This is a genomic window from Novosphingobium sp. PP1Y (assembly GCF_000253255.1).
Classification (GTDB): domain Bacteria; phylum Pseudomonadota; class Alphaproteobacteria; order Sphingomonadales; family Sphingomonadaceae; genus Novosphingobium.
On record NC_015580.1, the window covers coordinates 3008661 to 3026179 of the forward strand.

At 64.1% G+C, this 17519-nt stretch carries 19 protein-coding genes and 1 tRNA gene; 8 read left to right on the forward strand and 12 right to left on the reverse strand.

Annotated elements, in window-relative coordinates:
- The first annotated feature begins 17 nt into the window (after positions 1 to 17).
- Complete coding sequence (locus PP1Y_RS20250; protein ID WP_013833876.1) at positions 18 to 506, forward strand: MarR family winged helix-turn-helix transcriptional regulator; 489 nt, start codon at positions 18 to 20, stop codon at positions 504 to 506.
- Positions 507 to 777: 271 nt separating this feature from the next.
- Positions 778 to 1773, forward strand: coding sequence for a class I adenylate-forming enzyme family protein (locus tag PP1Y_RS20255; protein ID WP_013833877.1), 996 nt, complete (start codon positions 778 to 780; stop codon positions 1771 to 1773).
- A 43-nt stretch (positions 1774 to 1816) separates the two neighbouring features.
- Here PP1Y_RS20255 and PP1Y_RS20260 read toward each other — a convergent pair whose 3' ends face one another.
- The 4 genes from PP1Y_RS20260 to cysD form a co-directional block, all read right to left on the reverse strand.
- Positions 1817 to 2263 carry a MarR family winged helix-turn-helix transcriptional regulator gene (locus PP1Y_RS20260; RefSeq protein WP_013833878.1) on the reverse strand — a complete coding sequence of 149 codons (447 nt, stop codon included), beginning with the start codon at positions 2261 to 2263 and terminating at the stop codon, positions 1817 to 1819.
- A 117-nt stretch (positions 2264 to 2380) separates the two neighbouring features.
- Positions 2381 to 3118, reverse strand: a complete 738-nt coding sequence (locus tag PP1Y_RS20265; RefSeq protein ID WP_041559036.1) for a 3'(2'),5'-bisphosphate nucleotidase CysQ — start codon at positions 3116 to 3118, stop codon at positions 2381 to 2383.
- Entirely contained in the window at positions 3118 to 5043 is a 1926-nt protein-coding gene (cysN, locus tag PP1Y_RS20270) for a sulfate adenylyltransferase subunit CysN (protein ID WP_013833881.1), read from the reverse strand. Before cysN ends, PP1Y_RS20265 begins: the two co-directional genes overlap by 1 nt.
- The gene (gene cysD, locus PP1Y_RS20275) at positions 5043 to 5945 is read right to left on the reverse strand and encodes a sulfate adenylyltransferase subunit CysD (protein WP_007014954.1); all 903 of its coding nucleotides are present in this window, start codon (positions 5943 to 5945) and stop codon (positions 5043 to 5045) included. The genes cysN and cysD overlap by 1 nt, the downstream gene beginning before the upstream one ends.
- 108 nt (positions 5946 to 6053) lie before the next feature.
- Here cysD and PP1Y_RS20280 point away from each other — a divergent pair, with 108 nt between their 5' ends.
- On the forward strand, positions 6054 to 7148 hold the full coding sequence (locus tag PP1Y_RS20280) for a helix-turn-helix transcriptional regulator (protein WP_013833882.1): 1095 nt from the start codon (positions 6054 to 6056) through the stop codon (positions 7146 to 7148).
- An 18-nt stretch (positions 7149 to 7166) separates the two neighbouring features.
- On the opposite strand, the gene thiE is transcribed toward PP1Y_RS20280, so the two are convergent.
- Complete coding sequence (gene thiE / locus PP1Y_RS20285; RefSeq protein ID WP_013833883.1) at positions 7167 to 7838, reverse strand: thiamine phosphate synthase; 672 nt, start codon at positions 7836 to 7838, stop codon at positions 7167 to 7169.
- A gap of 78 nt (positions 7839 to 7916) precedes the next feature.
- Between thiE and PP1Y_RS20290 the strand changes: the two genes are divergently transcribed.
- On the forward strand, positions 7917 to 8396 hold the full coding sequence (locus PP1Y_RS20290) for a hypothetical protein (RefSeq protein WP_232512471.1): 480 nt from the start codon (positions 7917 to 7919) through the stop codon (positions 8394 to 8396).
- Here the strand turns inward: PP1Y_RS20290 and PP1Y_RS20295 are convergent.
- From PP1Y_RS20295 to tkt, 6 genes are all read right to left on the reverse strand, one after another.
- The gene (locus tag PP1Y_RS20295) at positions 8393 to 9415 is read right to left on the reverse strand and encodes a methyl-accepting chemotaxis protein (protein WP_007014949.1); all 1023 of its coding nucleotides are present in this window, start codon (positions 9413 to 9415) and stop codon (positions 8393 to 8395) included. The two genes, PP1Y_RS20290 and PP1Y_RS20295, sit on opposite strands and share 4 nt — an antisense overlap.
- Positions 9416 to 9673: 258 nt before the next feature.
- Positions 9674 to 10585, reverse strand: a complete 912-nt coding sequence (locus tag PP1Y_RS20300) for a fructose bisphosphate aldolase (RefSeq protein ID WP_013833885.1) — start codon at positions 10583 to 10585, stop codon at positions 9674 to 9676.
- A gap of 123 nt (positions 10586 to 10708) precedes the next feature.
- Positions 10709 to 11920 (reverse strand): phosphoglycerate kinase, encoded by a 1212-nt coding sequence (gene pgk, locus PP1Y_RS20305; protein ID WP_007014947.1) that lies wholly within the window; start codon positions 11918 to 11920, stop codon positions 10709 to 10711.
- Positions 11917 to 12351, reverse strand: coding sequence for an MOSC domain-containing protein (locus tag PP1Y_RS20310; protein ID WP_051010082.1), 435 nt, complete (start codon positions 12349 to 12351; stop codon positions 11917 to 11919). The genes pgk and PP1Y_RS20310 overlap by 4 nt, the downstream gene beginning before the upstream one ends.
- Before the next feature lie 62 nt (positions 12352 to 12413).
- Entirely contained in the window at positions 12414 to 13421 is a 1008-nt protein-coding gene (gap, locus tag PP1Y_RS20315) for a type I glyceraldehyde-3-phosphate dehydrogenase (RefSeq protein WP_007014945.1), read from the reverse strand.
- Between the two features lie 14 nt (positions 13422 to 13435).
- Entirely contained in the window at positions 13436 to 15424 is a 1989-nt protein-coding gene (gene tkt, locus PP1Y_RS20320; protein ID WP_007014944.1) for a transketolase, read from the reverse strand.
- A gap of 189 nt (positions 15425 to 15613) precedes the next feature.
- Between tkt and PP1Y_RS26045 the strand changes: the two genes are divergently transcribed.
- The 4 genes from PP1Y_RS26045 (at position 15614) to PP1Y_RS20340 (ending at position 17169) form a co-directional block, all read left to right on the forward strand.
- The gene (locus PP1Y_RS26045) at positions 15614 to 15829 is read left to right on the forward strand and encodes a hypothetical protein (RefSeq protein WP_158511864.1); all 216 of its coding nucleotides are present in this window, start codon (positions 15614 to 15616) and stop codon (positions 15827 to 15829) included.
- 40 nt (positions 15830 to 15869) lie between these two features.
- Positions 15870 to 16193, forward strand: coding sequence for a cell division protein ZapA (locus PP1Y_RS20330; protein WP_013833887.1), 324 nt, complete (start codon positions 15870 to 15872; stop codon positions 16191 to 16193).
- A gap of 156 nt (positions 16194 to 16349) precedes the next feature.
- Positions 16350 to 16952: a 5-formyltetrahydrofolate cyclo-ligase gene (locus PP1Y_RS20335; protein ID WP_041559038.1), complete on the forward strand. Its 603-nt coding sequence runs from the start codon at positions 16350 to 16352 to the stop codon at positions 16950 to 16952.
- Position 16953: 1 nt separating this feature from the next.
- Positions 16954 to 17169 carry a DUF2842 domain-containing protein gene (locus tag PP1Y_RS20340; RefSeq protein ID WP_041559039.1) on the forward strand — a complete coding sequence of 72 codons (216 nt, stop codon included), beginning with the start codon at positions 16954 to 16956 and terminating at the stop codon, positions 17167 to 17169.
- Positions 17170 to 17405: 236 nt separating this feature from the next.
- Here the strand turns inward: PP1Y_RS20340 and PP1Y_RS20345 are convergent.
- Positions 17406 to 17482: transfer RNA gene (locus tag PP1Y_RS20345), tRNA-Asp, on the reverse strand.
- Positions 17483 to 17519: the final 37 nt, after the last annotated feature.

The following is a 17519-nucleotide window of genomic DNA, read 5'->3' on the forward strand; positions in this document are numbered from 1 at the left end:
ATCGACAAGGAGCGGGCGTGGCGACTGAGGCTGAGAAGACAACCGCGGACATCCCGAAAAATCCTCTCAGCGGCGAAAACGACAGCGCCCGCCGCCAGATTGCCCTGAACTTGACCGTAATTGCCCGGCTCATACGCAACAATTTCGATCGCAAGGTGGCAGCGCTCAACGTCACCCGGTCACAATGGACCCTGATCGCCGTAGTTTCCCGCAATCCAGGTGCCACCCAACGCGTGATTGCGGAGCACCTGGAGATGTCGGAAGCCTCGGCGGGACGCCTTATCGACAGGCTCTGTGCCGAAGGCCTGCTGGTCCGGCGCGACCGCAAGGACGACCGCAGGGCCCGCGCCGTATACCTGACGGATGCAGCCACGCCCTTACTCGAACAACTCCACCAGATCGCCGCGGCAGGCGAAGAGCGCATGTTCGGCAACTTCTCCGCAGAGGAGATCGATACGCTGCACGATTTCATGGCGCGCATTTACGAGAACGTTTGTCGCGGCTGATTCGCGCGGCGCGCATTCGGTCGGGATTGCGGCCGCCAAATACGCCCTCACCCCCTGACTTTTGCATCGAAAAGCACTACATTCAGCGGAAAGCAGATCAAAAAGCGGTGAGGATGTCGAGACCATGGTCGAGACCCGGCTGACAGTTGCTGCATCATTTCCCGAGCTTGCACTTCAGGCCCGCGGCCTTTCGCGCGAACATCGCTCCTCCGCGCCTTCCCCGATCTTTCAACCACCCTGCCGTCACGGTCCCTCAGGCTGAGTAGATCAGATGAACATCGCACTCCTTCTCGAACGCGCGGCCGCATCCGCACCCGACCACATCGGATTGGTCTGCAATGCGCGATCGTGGCGATACGGGGATCTGCTCGATGCCGCGCGCGGCGCTTTCGAACTGATCCAAGAGAGCGAAGCCGAGTCCGTCGCAATCATCGACGAAAGCAGCGAGGCCGCCGTCTTCGCGATGTTCGGCGCAGCTCTGGCAGGCGTGCCGTACTGCCCGCTAGATTGCGCCCTGCCTGACGAAGTGCTGACCACCGAACTGGAGCGTCTCGCTCCAGCCCTCGTGATCGGCGACGAGGAACGCGCCACCCGCATTGCCGGTTCGCAGGAACACACGATCTTCTCGCGCGAGGAATTCAGCCTCAAGGCGCAGGAAACCGTCCCTGCCGACGATGCCCGTGAGTACGATCCTGGCGAAGGCGTGGCGATCGAGATTTTCCAGCACACCACAAATGGGTCGCCCAAGGCCGAAATCTTCCGCCATGCAGAGCTGCTGGAACACGTCTCCCGTGCCCCGCACACGCTTTCGACCGACGAACCCGGCGTTACCCTGCTCGCAGTGCCTCCCCATGATGCCACGGGAATTCTCGCCCTGCTCTGCGCGATGAACGCCCATCGCAAGGTCATCCTGTTGCCCGGCATCACCGCCGAGGGCTGGTTTGCACTGGTGGAAGCGCAGCGCGTCTCTCAGGCTCTGGTGATCCCGGCCCTGCTGGCACGCATCGTCGAGCAGATGGAAGCGGGCATGGCGCGGGATCTCTCGACGCTGCGGGGGATCGCCTGCGCCGGCGCCGAAATCCCTCTAGAGATCATGCGGCGAGCGCTCGAACTGTTTCCCTCGACGGATTTCACGAGCGCCTGGGGGGGCGCTGGGCCACGCGATACGATCACCGTCCTCGCGCATGACCGGCAGCACGCAGCCATTTCCGGTGGCGAAGTGAAGCTGCCACCTTCCGAGGGACCGACCACCCGTATCAACATCTGAGCGCCCCTGCGGGCGCGAACTGATGCCCGTCGCCGTCGGCCATTCACTTCCTGTCGTGAGCGGTCGCAACAGGCTTGACGGAAAGGTTCAGGCGGATCTTCTCGAGAGTTTCGAACAGCTGGGTCTGTTCTGAAGCCGACACGCCGGCAAGAGCCAGGTCGGAAATTTCCTCCGACAGCGGCTCCAACTGTCCGACAAGGCCCAGGCCCCGTTCGGTCAGGAACAGACGCCAGGCCCGGCGATCGGACGGATCGGCCCGGCGCTCGACAAGGCCAGCGTCCTGCATGCGATCGATCATGCGCCCGGCAGTGATCGGTTCGACTTCGAGCATTTCAGCAAGTTCGCCCTGCTTGATGCCCTCATGGCGACGCAAGACGTAGATGACTTGCCACTGCGGGCGCGTGATGCCGATTTCCCGCGCGCGCTGATCGAAACTGCGGCGCATCAGCCGCGCGACCTGCCCCAAGAGTGTGCCGAGCCTTCTTTCCATGGCCGCAAACTTAGTAGTCTTGCTTATAATTGACTAGTGCAATTATTATGACGCCTGTTGCACCCGGCAGGCTGGCGGAGGGGCGCTTGAGACCGGCCCTCTCCGCAAGCATCTGAATCACAGGAAGGCCTTCACTTCGCGCAAGACCATTGCGGCATGTTCCTTACGGCAGATCAGCAAGTCGGGCATATAGACGTCCTGCTGGTTGTAGACGAGTGGGCTGCCGTCGATGCGCGACACATGCAGGCCCCAGCCCAGCGCAACCGCGGCTGGCGCGCAGCTGTCCCATTCGTACTGTCCGCCCGAGTGAAGGTAGATATCCGCTTCGCCGCGCAGGATCGCCATGGCCTTTGCGCCGGCCGAGCCCATGGGCACGAGTTCACCGCCGATCGCCTCGCACACGCCGGTCGCTTCCCGTGCCGGGCGGGTCCGGCTCACCACCATGCGCAGCTTCTCGGGCGCGACGGGAAGTTGACCCGGCTGGTCCGAACGCAGGACCTCGCCAAGACCGGGCAGCGCGACGGCGCCCAGGACCGGCGCGCCGTTGAATGCCATGCCTACATGTACGGCCCAGTCGGAGCGCTCCTCGCCATATTCGCGCGTGCCGTCGACCGGATCGACGATCCACACGCGCTCCTTCGACAAACGCTCGGCGTTGTCCTTTTCTTCCTCGGAAAGCAGCCCGTCATCCGCGCGCTGCTGACGCAGCGCGTGGACGAGGAACTGGTTCGCGGTCTGGTCACCCGCCTTGCCGAGAGACTTGCCCTCGAACATGCCGGATTCGCGGACCTCGATGAGGATCTTGCCGGCAACCCCGGCCAGATGCGCGGCGAGATCGCCGTCGGTCATCGTCATCAGGCGTCTCCCAGAAGCGTATCGACGATCAGGTTCGCCGCTTCTTCAGGCGACATCTTGGTCGTGTCGATCCGGATTTCCGGGCTGCGCGGCGCTTCGTAGGGGCTATCGATGCCGGTGAAGTTCTTGAGCTCACCGGAGCGCGCCTTCTTGTAGAGGCCCTTGACGTCGCGCGCCTCGGCCACCTTCAGCGGCGTGTCGATGAAGACTTCGAAGAACTCGCCCTCGGGAAGCATCGAGCGCACCATTTCGCGATCCGCCTGGAAGGGCGAGATGAACGCGGTGATGACGATCAGGCCGGCATCGGCCATCAGCTTCGAGACTTCGCCGACGCGGCGGATATTCTCGATGCGGTCTGTTTCAGTGAAGCCGAGGTCCTTGTTCAGGCCATGACGCACATTGTCGCCGTCGAGCAGGAAGGTGTGCCGGTTCATCCGGTGCAGCTTCTTCTCGACCATGTTGGCGATGGTCGACTTGCCCGAGCCGGAAAGGCCGGTGAACCACAGCACCGCCGGGGTCTGGTTCTTGAGCGCGGCATGCTGCTTGCGGCCGATATCGAGCGCCTGCCAGTGCACGTTCTGCGAACGGCGCAGCGAGAAGTTGATCATGCCCGCCGCAACCGTGGCGTTGGTCATCTTGTCGACGAGGATGAACCCGCCCAGTGCGCGATTGTCCGCATAAGGCTCGAACACGATCTGCTTGTCGGTCACGATCTCGGCCACGCCGATCTCGTTCAGTTCAAGCGTCTTGGCCGCCATGTGCTCCATCGTGTTCACGTTGACCGTGTACTTGGGCTCATGGACCGTCACCGAGACCGTTTGCGTGGCAAGCTTGAGCCAGTAGGCCCGGCCCGGCACCAGCGCATCGTCTGCCATCCATACGATAGTCGATTCGAACTGGTCGGCCGTCTGCGGCGGATTGTCGGCGATCGAAATCACCGAACCGCGCGAGCAGTCGATCTCGTCCTCGAAGCAGACGGTGACCGACTCGCCGGCCACGGCCTCTTCGATCTCGCCATCGAAGGTGACGACCTTGCTGACCGTGCTGGTCTTGCCCGAAGGCAGGACGCGGATCTTGTCGCCGGGCCTGACGGCGCCGGTCGCGATAAGGCCCGAGAAACCGCGGAAGTCGAGGTTCGGGCGGTTGACCCATTGTACCGGCATGCGCAGCGGCTTGTCGGCATCGACCGAGCTGATGACTTCGACGGTCTCGAGATGCTCGACGAGCGTCGGCCCCTTGTACCACGGCGTGTTCGCCGAGAGCGTGGTGATGTTGTCGCCCTTGAAGCCCGAGATCGGCATGGCCGTGAAGCTCTCGATCCCGATCGAGTTGGCGAACTCGGAATAATCGGCAACGATCTTGTCGAAGACTTCCTGGCTGTAATCGACAAGGTCCATCTTGTTGACGGCCAGGACGATGTTCTTGATGCCGATCAGGTGGCACAGGTAACTGTGACGGCGCGTCTGGACGAGCACGCCCTTGCGCGCGTCGATCAGGATGACCGCGAGGTCGGCGGTCGAGGCGCCGGTCACCATGTTGCGGGTGTACTGTTCGTGGCCCGGGCAGTCGGCGACAATGAACTTGCGCTTCTCGGTGTTGAAGAAGCGATAGGCGACGTCGATGGTGATGCCCTGCTCACGCTCGGCGGCGAGGCCGTCGACCAGCAGTGCAAAGTCGATTTCCTGACCCTGCGTACCGACCTTCTTCGAATCCGAAGTCAGCGCATCGAGCTGGTCCTCGAAGATCATCTTCGAATCGTAGAGCAGGCGCCCGATCAGGGTGGACTTGCCGTCGTCGACGCTGCCGCAGGTGATGAAGCGCAGCATCGTCTTGTGTTCATGCTGCTCGAGGTAGGCGTCGATATCCTTGGAGATCAGCTCGTCGACGACGTACACCGGATCGTTGTGGGTCTTGGTGTCGGTCATCAGAAGTACCCCTGCTGCTTCTTGACTTCCATGCCGGCACCGCCGGCATCCTTGTCGATGGCGCGGCCCTGCCGCTCGGACGTGGTGGTGAGCAGCGTTTCCTGGATCACCTCGGGGAGGGTCTTGGCCTCGCTCTCGACAGCGCCGGTCAGCGGGTAGCAGCCCAGCGTGCGGAAGCGGATCGAGCGCATGACCGGCTCCTCGCCCGGCTGCAGCGGGAAGCGTTCGTCATCGACCATCAGCAGCATGCCGTCGCGCTCAACGGTCGGGCGCTTCTCGGCGAAGTAGAGCGGCACGATCGGAATGTCGTTGAGGTGAATGTACTGCCACACGTCGAGCTCGGTCCAGTTCGAGATCGGGAAGACGCGGATCGATTCCCCGCGCGCCTTCTTGGCATTGTAGAGGTTCCACAACTCGGGGCGCTGGTTCTTTGGGTCCCAGCCATGCGAGGAAGTCCGGAACGAGAAGATGCGCTCCTTGGCGCGGCTCTTTTCCTCGTCGCGGCGGGCACCGCCGAAGGCAGCGTCGAAGCCGTACTTGTCCAGCGCCTGCTTGAGCCCCTCGGTCTTCCACATGTCGGTGTGCAGCGAACCGTGGTCGAAGGGATTGATGCCCTTCTCCTGCGCTTCGGGGTTCTGGTAGACGAGCAGGTCCATGCCCGAGAGTTCGGCCATCTTGTCGCGCAGCTCGTACATCGCCTTGAACTTCCAGGTCGTGTCGACGTGGAGCAGCGGGAACGGCGGCGGCGAGGGATAGAAAGCCTTGCGCGCAAGGTGCAGCATGACGGCGCTGTCCTTGCCGACCGAGTAGAGCATCACCGGCCGTTCGGCCTCGGCAACGACTTCCCGGATGATGTGGATGCTCTCGGCCTCCAGCCTCTCGAGGTGGGTCAGTGTCTTCATCTCAATCCCTTCGCGTGGGCTTCGGCGGGGATCGGCGCGGCCGTCGCCCGTCTGTCGCGCATGTCATTGCAGGGATGACTTTTGCGCGAACCTCCCATATGGGAGGGTATGGCCCTGACCAGCACCGACGAAACGGACCTGATCCTTCCCCTGTTCACTGGAATGCAAGAGAACCCGCGCTTTGCGACGTTCCTCGAGCGCCTCCGCCGCAGAACCGATGCAAACCATATCGGACTTATCCATCACACGCACGATTGGACAGGTGGCCGAAAGTCCACCTATTTCGCGGGCGAGAACCTGAGTCGCCGGGCGGCCGAGACCAACAGTCCCGATCCATTCGAAACCGACCGCGCGCTTTTCGAACAGTTGCGCCCCAACCGGGTATACAGCCTCTCCGAACTCGTCGAGCACGACCCTGTAGCGCGGGCGGCCCGCGCGCGCAGAATGGCCAACCTCGGCCTTGCCGACGAACGCGTGGTCCGCATCACCGACGGTGACAGCTTCACCGCGTGGCTGATGCTGGCCCGCGCAAAACCCTGCTCTGCCGCCGATAGCGCGCTGCTCTCCAACCTTGCTCCCTATGTCGGAATCGCGCTGGGCAATCTGGTCGCCGCCGAACGCGACCGCCTGCTCGCGCGCATCAATGCCCTGAGCCTCGCCCGCGCCGGACGGGGCTGGATGACATTCGATCTCGACCAGCGCCTCACCGCCATCGACCCCGAGACCGCCACCTACTGGGAAGCCCATTGCGGCACCGAGCCGCGCATCGGCGAACGGCTGCGCGGCCTCGATCAGGGCACGGATCGCGAACTGGCGGCAGCGATGGCGGACCTTGCGGATGATCCGGGCCGCCCGGCGCGCGCCGTTCTGCTGCGCCAGGTGCCCCGGATGGAAGCGCTGCTCATGGCCATGGACGCGGGCAGCGAAGACCCCGGAGACATCCTGGCGCTTGTCCCGCTACCCCGCGAATTGCCAGCAGACGGCGCAGCGCGGCTGGCACAGGTTCACGACTTGCCTCCGCGTGAGGCCGAGCTGGCCATGGAACTTGCCGGTGGACATTCGATCGCCGAGAGCGCCGAACGCATGGGGCTCACGCTGGAGACCGCGCGCAATTATTCTAAGCGGCTATACGCCAAGCTGGGCGTGCGCGGTCAGGCCGAACTGGTGCGCCTCGTCTATGAAAGCACCGCGGTCCTCGCCTGACCGCAAGGCATCACGGCATCACGGCATCGCGGCAGCAATCGCCTCGTTGAAGGCCTTCACCGCGGCCGCCTCATCGCCATTCCAGACCGCCCCCGACACAGCCAGGAAGTCCGCTCCGGCCTCTACCAACGCTCCGCAGTTCTCCGGGGTGATCCCGCCGATGGCAACGCAGGGGATCTCGAAGATGCGCTGCCACCATTCGAGCAGGTCGAGACCCGCCTTGTGCTTCACGTCCTTGGTCGTCGTGGGGAAATAGGCCCCAAAGGCGACATAGTCAGCGCCGGCATCGCCTGCTTCCATTGCAAGGTGGCGGCTGTCGTGACAGGTGACGCCGATCTGCGCATCGCGGCCAAGCGCCTTGCGCGCTTCCTCGACGGTGCCGTCTTCCTGCCCCAGATGCACGCCGTCCGCCCCCAGGCGCTTGGCGAGGCTGATCGAATCGTTGACGATGAAGGCAACCTCCCGCTCGGCGCAGATCGCCTGCAACGGCTCGGCAAGGCGCGCGGCCTCGTGCTGGTCGATGTCCTTAACGCGGAACTGGAAGGCAGCCACCGGCCCTGCGTCGAGCGCGCGGGCCAGGCGCTGCGGGAAGTCCCCGTCCACCTTGAGCGGAGAGATCAGGTAGAGCAGCGTCGGCTCGCGCTCGATTTCGTCCTGTTCGGCTTGGTCGGTGTCGATTTGATCGGTCATGGCTGCCCTCTAGCCCTGCACGCGGCTTGCGCCAAGCATTCCGGAGCGGTTCATCTGCCACATGTTGTGATTGCCCCCATGATCGCAAGACAATCCCAGGCCCTGCTCGCCGGTTTCATGGCCGCTTTCGCCCTTGCCGGGTGCACCATCATACCTCCAGCAGAGCCGCGGTCCGCCCCGCTGCCGCCGCCATCGCCGCCGCAGGAACAGGCGAGCGAGAGCGCAGGAGACGATCAAGCGCCCCTCACCTACGCCGCGCTTGGCCAGAGCGTCTATGTCGACGGTCCGCGCGTCACACCGCTGGAAGTCCTTGAAGACAGCCGCTGTCCGATGAACGCCCGCTGCGTCTGGGCCGGGCAGGTCCGCCTGCGCATCCGCATCGACCTCGGTTCCGGCAGCGCCACGCACGAAATCACCTCGGGCAAGCCGCTACAGATAGCAGACGGAAGCCTTGAACTCGTCGAGATACGGCCCGACCGGGTAGCCGGAGGCGAAAGCGGCGGCGTGATCGATCCGGGAACCTACCGCTTCGGCTTCCGCTTCATGGGCGGGCTCTAGGCCGCAGCGTTCATCGCGCTCTCGATGCAGCCGTACCAACCCAGCCCGCGATAGGTCTCGTAGCCGGGCGTCAGGCCATAGGCGACGATCTTGCCGTCCTTGTTGCCATAGCCCCATTCGGCCTCAGGCTTGAGCGGATAGGTCTTGCCGAAGGCACCGGGCTCGGTCGAGGCAATTACGCGGTAGCGGGAGTCGAGCAGCATCACCTTGCTGTGCTTGCGCTCCTCCTGCGACAGCGAAATGCCCTCGACGATGGACCGGGCCTGCGGCTCCCAGTCGAAGAAGATCCCCAGCACACCCACGGATCTGCCGCCGGTTTCGCCCCCGGCGCGAATGGCAGTGGAATATGTCGCGACTTGCGCATTGCCCAGACGGGCAACTTTCTCGACATCGCAGACCGCGAAATCATCGCCGTCAGCGGTTGCAAGGCCGCGCCGGAACCAGTCCTCGCGCGAGACGTCGGCTCCGATCACCCCGTGGTAGCGGTCGGGACGGCCATTGGCGATAACCTTGCCGGAACGGTCCGCGATCCACAGATCGAGATAGACGGTGTAGGACCGCAGGATCGTGGCAAGCCGGGATGTCGCATGGGCGACAGCTTCGGCGCCGGGCTGCTCGGCCACGCTGACCACGGCGCTGTCAGTCGCCCACCAGCGCACGTCGCAGGAGCGCTCGTAGAGGTTACGGTCCATGATCTCCACGGCATTGCGCGCCATGTCGGCATAGCGGCTGCCCTTGAATCCCATCATCATTTCTTCGCCGGCATTCTGGATGCGCGCGGCATTCTCGCTGATCGCAAGGTTGAGCGAGCCTGACAGTTCCGTCACTTCGCGCGATACCGAGCCCATCTCCTGCGCCACGACGCTGAAGCTCTTGCCCGCTTCGCCAGCGCGCGCGGCTTCCAGGCGCGCATTCATCGAAAGAATCTGCGTGCGCATCATGATCTGGTCGAGATCGGCAATCTTGGCCTTGGTGACCTTCGTCAGTTCCAGTGCGAGGTCGATTATCTGATCCTGCATACCACTCCTGTCGGACTCTTGCCTTTCCCCTGCCTGCAGAACCGCTCTCCGGTGCCGGGGACATGCTTGGCGCCCCGGTCATTCTTGCCGGCATTCGCATGCCGCTCGGCCCACGCTACGCACACATGCTTGATCGGGAGCGCAGACCGGCATCAGGAGATGTACGTATAACGCCCTCAGGATGCCGCCAAGGTCGCAAGAAAAAAGGCGGCGCCCGCCAGGGCACCGCCTTTCATCATTCCGGCAAGGTCAGACCTGTCAGGCAGCCGCAGCGGCACCGGCCTTCTGGGTAGAACCCTTGTAGATCTCATCGATCGCCGCGCCGAGCGAGGCGTCGAACTCCGCGTCGCTCATCTGCGCACGCAGGTCCTGCAGCAGCGCACGGCTGAAGCTGGCGATGATGCCCTTGTTCCTGGCCAGCTCGACGCAGGCCTCGGGACGCTCGTATCCGCCCGAGAGCGCGACGACGCGCAGCACCTTGGGGTGATCGACCAGTGCGTCGAACGTGCCCGGGACGACCGGCAGCGATAGCTTGAGCATGACCTGCTGGCCTTCCGGCAGCGCGTCGAGATTCTTGTGGATCTCGGCAAGCAGGATCTTGTCGCACTCGGCGCGCGTCTCGCTCTTGATGTTCACCTCGGGCTCGATGATCGGCATCATGCCGTGCGAGAGAACCTGCTGGCCGATCTCGAACTGCTGCTTGACCACGGCGGCGATGCCTTCGGCGTTGGCGGAATTGATCACCGAACGCTCCTTGGTACCGAAGACGCCGAGCGCCCTTGAACGCTCCAGCAGCGCGTCGAGCGTGGGCATCGGCTTCATCAACTGCACGCCGTTGGCCTCGTCCTCGAGGCCCTTGTCGATCTTGATGAAGGGCACGATGCCCTTGTTGATCAGCGCAGTCGGGGTGGGAACGCCGTCGACCTGACCGTCCATGGTGCGCTCGAACAGGATCGCACCGATGACCTTTTCGCCGCTGAAGGCAGGAGAAGAGATGATGCGGCTGCGCATCTGGTGGATCAGGCCGAACATTTCCTCTTCGGTCGACCAGGCGCCTTCCTCGATGCCGTAGCCCTTGAGTGCCTTTGGCGTGGAGCCGCCGCTCTGGTCGAGCGCGGCAATAAAGCCGTCGCCATCGGCCATCTTGGCCGTCATCTGTGAAACTTGCATGGTTCTCCTCCTGTTTGTCTCACCTGTTGGTAATCGGGGCTATCGGTGGGGGACCCGGCGCGCAACCTCGGCAAAGGGCTTAATCCGCTCAAGCGCCTTTGCCTCGCGAGGTGCGGATCGCGCTCAGGCCTCCAGCACGGCGACGCCGGGCAGTTCCTTGCCTTCCATCCATTCAAGGAAGGCACCGCCGGCCGTCGAGATATACGAAAAGTCCTGCGCCACGCCCGCGTGATTGAGCGCCGCCACGGTATCGCCGCCACCGGCCACCGAAATCAGCGAACCTTCGACGGTCAGTGCGGCTGCCGTGCGCGCAAGGGCGACAGTGGCCGCATCGAAGGGCACCGTCTCGAAGGCGCCCATCGGACCGTTCCAGACCAGCGTCCGGCAAGTCTTGAGCACATCGCCGAGGGCTTCGACCGCCAGCGGACCGACGTCGAGGATCATCTCGTCAGAGGCGACCTCGTGGACGTTGCAGGTGCGCAAGGAAGCCGGGTTGGCCGCGAATTCCTTCGACACGACGACCTCATAGGGCAGATGCACGGTGCAGCCTGACGTGTCGGCCGCCTCGAGGATCTCGTTGGCAGTGCCGGTCAGGTCGTGCTCGCAAAGCGACTTGCCCACGTCGACGCCCTTGGCGGCGAGGAAAGTGTTGGCCATGCCCCCGCCGATGATCAGGTGATCGACCTGGCCGACAAGGTGCTTGAGCACGTCGAGCTTGGAGGAAACCTTGGCTCCGCCGACGACGGCCGCCACCGGCTTTTCCGGAGCGCCCAGCGCCTTGTCCAGCGCTTCAAGCTCTGCCTGCATCGAGCGGCCCGCATAGGCGGGCAGGACGCGGGCGAGGCCCTCGGTCGTCGCATGGGCGCGGTGCGCGGCGGAGAACGCGTCGTTGACGTAGAAGTCGCCGTTTTCGGCAATCGCCTTCACGAAATCGGCATCGTTCTTTTCCTCGCCCTTCCAGAAGCGCGTGTTCTCAAGGATCGCGATGTCACCGGCACGCAGGATGCCGACCGACTGCGCAACCACCGGACCGGCGACTTCGGGCACGAACATGACTTCCTTGCCCAGCACCCTCTCGACCGCACCGACCACCATCGATAGCGACATGGTGGAGGAGCGCTCGCCCTTGGGACGGCCGAAGTGCGCCAGAAGCAGGACCTTGGCGCCCTTCCCGGCCAGTTCCAGGATCGTGGGAGCACATGCGCGAATGCGGGTCTCGTCGGTAACGAGGCCGTCCTTCATCGGCAGGTTGAGGTCGACACGTACCAGCGCCACCTTGCCGGTCACGTCGCCCAGGTCAGATTCGAGGGTGTCCAGGGTCTTGAAAGCGCTCATTGCTCGATCCTTACTTCGTCTCCGACGGCGATCTCGCCATCGTCCAGAACCCGGCCCAGCACGCCGCCACGCCAGTCCGGCGCCAGCGCGGCCATCAGTCCGGGCTTGATTTCATCCATGCGGCTGCATGGATCGCATTCCATGGTTATCTCGATGCGGCAGGTCGGCCCGATCGCAATTACCGCCCCCGCCGCTCGCGGCAGGCGCAGTCCCGAGACGCACAGGTTCGCCCGCCGTGCATGCCACGGCAGGAACGCGTCGTCGGGAATGTCGAGATCGCGCAGGGCTGCGCGCCAGCTCTCGGCCTCGATCAGCGAGACCTGCCGGCGCGGCTGCTTTCTTGCCCCATCGGGGCCCTGACGCACGGCGCCGCGAAAGTCCCCCTGGACTCCCGCGGCGGCAGTGACGGCGACGGACGACAATTCCTCCATGGTTCCACGCGATCGCGAACGCCGCGCTATGCCAAGGAGTGTGCCCGTCGCCGGATTCACTTTCAGAGGAACTTCGCCATCGCACCCGCAGTGTCGAGCATGCGGTTCGAGAAGCCCCACTCGTTGTCGTACCAGGATACGACGCGGACGAACTTGCCTTCCATGACGGCCGTCTCGAGGCTGTCGACGGTCGAGCTCGCCGGGTAGTGGTTGAAGTCCGACGAAACCAGCGGCTCTTCGGTGTAGGCCAGGACGCCCTTCATCGGGCCTTCCGACGCTGCCTTGAGAGCGGCGTTGATTTCTTCCTTGGTGGTGTCGCGCTTCGGCACGAAGCACAGGTCGACCAGGCTGACGTTCGGGGTCGGCACGCGGACCGACGAACCGTCCAGCTTGCCCTTGAGTTCCGGCAGCACGAGGCCGACCGCGCGGGCAGCGCCAGTGGTGGTCGGGATCATGTTGGCGGCACCGGCACGGGCGCGGCGCAGATCGCTGTGGATCTGGTCGAGCATGCGCTGGTCATTGGTGTAGCTGTGGATCGTGGTCATGAAGCCACGCTCGATGCCGACGGTGTCGTTGAGGACCTTGGCAACCGGGGCGAGGCAGTTCGTGGTGCATGAAGCGTTCGACACGACGATGTGATCGGCGGTCAGCGTCTCGTGGTTCACGCCGAAGACGACGGTGTTGTCGACGCCGGTGGCCGGGGCCGAGATCAGCACGCGCTTCGCGCCCGCATCGAGGTGCGGCTGCGACGCTTCCTTCGACTGGAAGAAGCCCGTGCACTCGAGCACGATGTCGATGCCCAGATCCTTGTGCGGCAGCTTGCCCGGATCGCGCTCGGCAGTGACGACGATGTCCTTGCCGTTGACGGTGATCTTGCCTTCGCCGGCCTCGACGGTGCCGGGGAAGCGACCGTGGGTGCTGTCATAGGCAAAGAGGAGAGCATTCGACTTGGTGTCGGCCAGGTCGTTGATCGAAACGAGGTCGAGACCGCAGTCGGGGCGCTCGAGAATGGCCCGGGCGACAAGGCGTCCGATACGTCCGAAACCGTTGATAGCAACCTTGGTCGCCATAAAATTCTCCTCCTTTAGGCGCTTAGCTTATCAAGAATCTTGGGCACGATGGATTCGGCGGTGAAACCGAAGCGTGCGAACAGGTCCTTTGCCGGCGCGGACGCGCCGAACCGGTCGATGCCGATGTTGAGACCGCCGTTGCGGCTCGCAGCGGTATAGCGCTCCCAGCCCAGCGTCGAGCCGGCCTCGATCGAAACGCGCAGGACAGACGCATCGTGCGGCAGCACTTCGTGCTTGTACGCTTCATCCTGCGCTTCGAACAGCTCCATGCAGGGCATCGAGACGACATCGGCGCCGATGTTCTGCGATTCCAGCTGCTCGGCGACCTTCACGGCCAGTTCCACTTCGGAACCGCTGGCGATCAGAATGACCTTGCGGTCGGCCGCAGCATGACGAAGCGTGTAGGCGCCGCGCGCCGAAAGCATGTCACCGCTATTGCGCAGCTGCGGCAGATTCTGGCGGGTCAGCGCAAGAACCGAAGGCGTATCCTTGGACTGCAGCGCGATGTTCCAGCACTCTGCCGTCTCGATCACGTCCGCGGGGCGGAACACGTAGAGGTTCGGGATCAGGCGCAGGCTCATGACCTGCTCGATCGGCTGGTGGGTCGGACCGTCTTCGCCCAGGCCGATGGAATCGTGGGTCAGGACGTAGATCGCGCGGGTCTGCTGCAGCGCCGAGAGGCGGATCGCATTGCGGCAGTAGTCCGAGAAGATCAGGAAGGTGCCGCCGTAGGGAATGACGCCGCCATGCAGCGCCATGCCGTTCATCGCCGCGGCCATGCCGAATTCGCGGATGCCGTAATAGACATAGCGACCGGCGTAGTTTTCCGGGGTGAACGGCTCCTGGCACTTGGCCTTGGTGTTGTTCGAGCCGGTAAGGTCGGCCGAACCGCCAACCATCTCGGGCACCACCGGCGCCAGGACGTTGAGGCAGTTTTCCGAAGCCTTGCGGGTAGCGACGGTGGTGTCGCCGTCGAGCCAGCCGGCGAAAGTCTTCGCAGCCTCGTCGCCTTCCGGAAGATCGCCGGCCATGCGGCGGTTGAATTCGGCAGCGTCGGCGCTGGCGGCCAGGCGGCCTTCCCACTCGGCGCGGGCCTTGGCCCCGGCTTCGCCCAGCGAACGCCAGTCGGCAAGGATCTCGGCCGGGATCTCGAACGGAGCTGCCGTCCAGCCCAGGAATTCACGAGCGGCGGCGACTTCATCGGGGCCGAGCGCAGCACCGTGAACGTCATGGCTGCCCTGCTTGTTGGGTGCGCCCTTGCCGATCACCGTCTTGCAGGCAACGAGCGAGGGCTTGTCCGAGGCAGCGGCTTCGGCCAGCGCACGCTCGATATCGGCAAAGTCGTGGCCGTCGCACGAGAAAACGTCCCAACCGGTAGCGCGGAAGCGCGCGGGGATGTCTTCGCTCGTCGACAACGAGGTATCGCCGTCGATGGTGATGTTGTTGTCGTCCCACAGGACCTTGAGGCGGCCCAGCTTGAGGTTGCCGGCCAGGCCGATCGCCTCGTGGTTGATGCCTTCCATGAGGCAGCCGTCACCGGCGATGACCCAGGTCTTGTGGTCGACGAGGTCGTCACCGAAAGTGCCGTTGAGCTGACGCTCGGCCATCGCCATGCCGACCGCCATCGCCAGGCCCTGCCCCAGCGGACCGGTGGTGCATTCCACGCCCGGGATCAGGAAGTTTTCCGGGTGACCGGCGCAGACCGAGCCGAGCTGACGGAAGTTGCGGATGTCGTCCATCGTCGGGCTGGCATAGCCGGTCAGGTGGAGCAGCGAGTAGATCAGCATCGAGCCGTGGCCGGCCGAGAGCACGAAGCGGTCGCGGTCGGCCCACTTTGGCGCGGCGGGATCGAACTTGAGAAACTTGGAGAACAGCACCGTGGCGACGTCCGCCATGCCCATCGGCATGCCGGGGTGACCGCTGTTGGCAGCCTGGACCGCATCCATCGAAAGCGCCCGGATGGCATTGGCCATCGGCGCGAGGCGGTTGGGGGCGAGGGTCATCTGATGGCTCCGGATACGGAAATTACTGGGCGATTCGAAAGTCCGGACCCCCTTTAGGGAGAGGCGGCTTCCCGTCAAGTTCGCCAGTCAGTTTCGCGCGACCGACCAGTTGAGCCGCACGTCGAAATGATTGTGAACAACAAGGGCCAATTGCTTGCGTTTTATCTTCTTTCCGGTAGCCAACGGAGGATGGAACAGACGGCGATCTGTGAAGCACTGCAAAGGATCGAGGCAGCGCTTGCGCGTGTCGAGGGCGCAACCCGGCAGGCTGTAGACCTGCGCGGTCGCCACGAGGCCCTGATCGAGCAGCACGAAGCCCTTGCCACAAGGCACGTGACACTCAAGGCAAGCGTCGAGCAATCGCTCTCCCGGATCGACGGGCTGATCGGACGGGCCGATAAATGATCCGCCGGATTCAGATCGCATTTTCGAAGCCCCTGAAGTCATGAGCAACGTCACCCTTTCCATCGGCTCCCGCCGCTTCACCGTCGCTTGCGCCGACGGCGAGGAGGCTCATGTCTCCGAACTGGGCGACCTGATCGACGCCAAGGTCAGCCAGGCCGGCGCGCAGGGTCAGACCGAAACGCGCATGCTGCTCTTCGCGGCGCTCCTGCTCGCGGACGAAGTGCATGAACTGCGCCGCTCGGGCACAAGCGCCCCCGCCCCGGCAAGCGAACTGCCCGAAGATCTGGCCGAGCGCCTCGCCGAGGTTGCGGGCCGTATAGAAAATATCGCGAACCTCCTTGAGGCTGACGCCGGCAACGCCTAACTAGGGCTCGACGGGATCTGCCCGGCACGAGCCGTTCGAACATCCCTGAGGCTATAAGCAATCCAAGGGGGCTGTCCCTGCCCGGACCGTGGTCCGACGCACATGGCTCCCACCTGACGTTGAGGCGTCAGAGGATTTCTAGGAAAACGACCCAAGGTGGACCCGTCACCCCCATTTCCCGCGAATGAAGCAAAGGCCCGGCTGCGCAGGGCCTTCCGGACCGCCCGGCGCGAACATGTCTCCGCGCTGCCCCAGGGCATGCGTGCGCTCATGCTCAACCGGCCGCCCTCTCCCATCGCGCAGATGATGCCCGAAGGGGCGCTGGTCGGACTTTATTATCCCGTAGGTGACGAGGCACCCTCGCTGGGCTGGGCGCGCTGGCTGGTCGAGAATGACCGCCGCATCGCCCTGCCCGCCTTCGAATCCCGCGAGAGCCCGATGGAATTTCGCGCCTGGAACGATCCTTTCGTGGACGATGAACTGGCAATCTCGCCCTGGGGCGGGCTGCAACCAGACCGAACCGGCGAAGCGCTCATCCCCGATCTTGTCGTCGTACCGCTGATCGCCTTCACCGAGCGCGGCGAACGCCTCGGCCAGGGCGGTGGACACTACGACCGCTGGCTCCAGGCCAATCCGCAGGTGCGCGCCATCGGGCTTGCATGGGACTGCCAGATCGCCGATGCGCTTCCGATCGAGGATCACGATCGGCATCTCGACGCCGTCGTGACGCCGACCCGGATCTATCAAGGAAACGAATGAAATGCGCGAGACCCCGACATGGCGAATTCCGATCGGCGTCCTGAGTCTGTGCGTCGCGCTTGCGGTTTACGGCATTCTCATAGCGACTTACGTGCCGCCGCTGATCGGTAACTGGCACGCCCTGGCGCAGACGCCCGTCTATATCGTGCTCGGCGTCGCCTGGATCATGCCGCTGCGTCGCTTCCTGATATGGATGGAGACCGGCCGCTGGGGTTGAACCCCGGCAGCCTAAAACCTTCGCGAACATCGACATGACAAGCTGCGCAGTCGGCATGCCCGCACGGCACCGAGCCGTCCTGGTAGATGCCTGACCTGCGGGCAACCGAGTCGTTGCCCCGACACCCTCAGAGAGGCTGCCCGATGTCTTTCACAGGGCGCTGATCGCAAAAAAGAAAAAGGCCGGGACATGCCCGGCCTTTTCTTCTGATGATTCACCTCAGGACATTCCTGAAGTGGCGCGAGTGACGGGGCTCGAACCCGCGACCTCCGGCGTGACAGGCCGGCACTCTAACCAACTGAGCTACACCCGCTCACCAGTGAAAAGAACTGCACCTCAGTTCTTTCTAT

Bases quoted from the DNA above. Each gene is read 5' to 3' on its own strand.
- pgk (WP_007014947.1), bottom strand. From the start codon at position 11,920: ATGAGCGCTTTCAAGACCCTGGACACCCTCGAATCTGACCTGGGCGAC.
- gap (WP_007014945.1), bottom strand. From the start codon at position 13,421: ATGGCGACCAAGGTTGCTATCAACGGTTTCGGACGTATCGGACGCCTT.
- PP1Y_RS20310 (WP_051010082.1), bottom strand. From the start codon at position 12,351: ATGGAGGAATTGTCGTCCGTCGCCGTCACTGCCGCCGCGGGAGTCCAG.
- thiE (WP_013833883.1), bottom strand. From the start codon at position 7,838: ATGACCGATCAAATCGACACCGACCAAGCCGAACAGGACGAAATCGAG.
- PP1Y_RS20280 (WP_013833882.1), top strand. From the start codon at position 6,054: ATGGCCCTGACCAGCACCGACGAAACGGACCTGATCCTTCCCCTGTTC.
- PP1Y_RS20340 (WP_041559039.1), top strand. From the start codon at position 16,954: ATGCGCGAGACCCCGACATGGCGAATTCCGATCGGCGTCCTGAGTCTG.
- PP1Y_RS20290 (WP_232512471.1), top strand. From the start codon at position 7,917: ATGATCGCAAGACAATCCCAGGCCCTGCTCGCCGGTTTCATGGCCGCT.
- PP1Y_RS20260 (WP_013833878.1), bottom strand. From the start codon at position 2,263: ATGGAAAGAAGGCTCGGCACACTCTTGGGGCAGGTCGCGCGGCTGATG.
- PP1Y_RS20255 (WP_013833877.1), top strand. From the start codon at position 778: ATGAACATCGCACTCCTTCTCGAACGCGCGGCCGCATCCGCACCCGAC.
- cysD (WP_007014954.1), bottom strand. From the start codon at position 5,945: ATGAAGACACTGACCCACCTCGAGAGGCTGGAGGCCGAGAGCATCCAC.
- PP1Y_RS20295 (WP_007014949.1), bottom strand. From the start codon at position 9,415: ATGCAGGATCAGATAATCGACCTCGCACTGGAACTGACGAAGGTCACC.
- PP1Y_RS20300 (WP_013833885.1), bottom strand. From the start codon at position 10,585: ATGCAAGTTTCACAGATGACGGCCAAGATGGCCGATGGCGACGGCTTT.
- PP1Y_RS20330 (WP_013833887.1), top strand. From the start codon at position 15,870: ATGAGCAACGTCACCCTTTCCATCGGCTCCCGCCGCTTCACCGTCGCT.
- PP1Y_RS20265 (WP_041559036.1), bottom strand. From the start codon at position 3,118: ATGACGATGACCGACGGCGATCTCGCCGCGCATCTGGCCGGGGTTGCC.
- tkt (WP_007014944.1), bottom strand. From the start codon at position 15,424: ATGACCCTCGCCCCCAACCGCCTCGCGCCGATGGCCAATGCCATCCGG.
- PP1Y_RS26045 (WP_158511864.1), top strand. From the start codon at position 15,614: ATGGAACAGACGGCGATCTGTGAAGCACTGCAAAGGATCGAGGCAGCG.
- cysN (WP_013833881.1), bottom strand. From the start codon at position 5,043: ATGACCGACACCAAGACCCACAACGATCCGGTGTACGTCGTCGACGAG.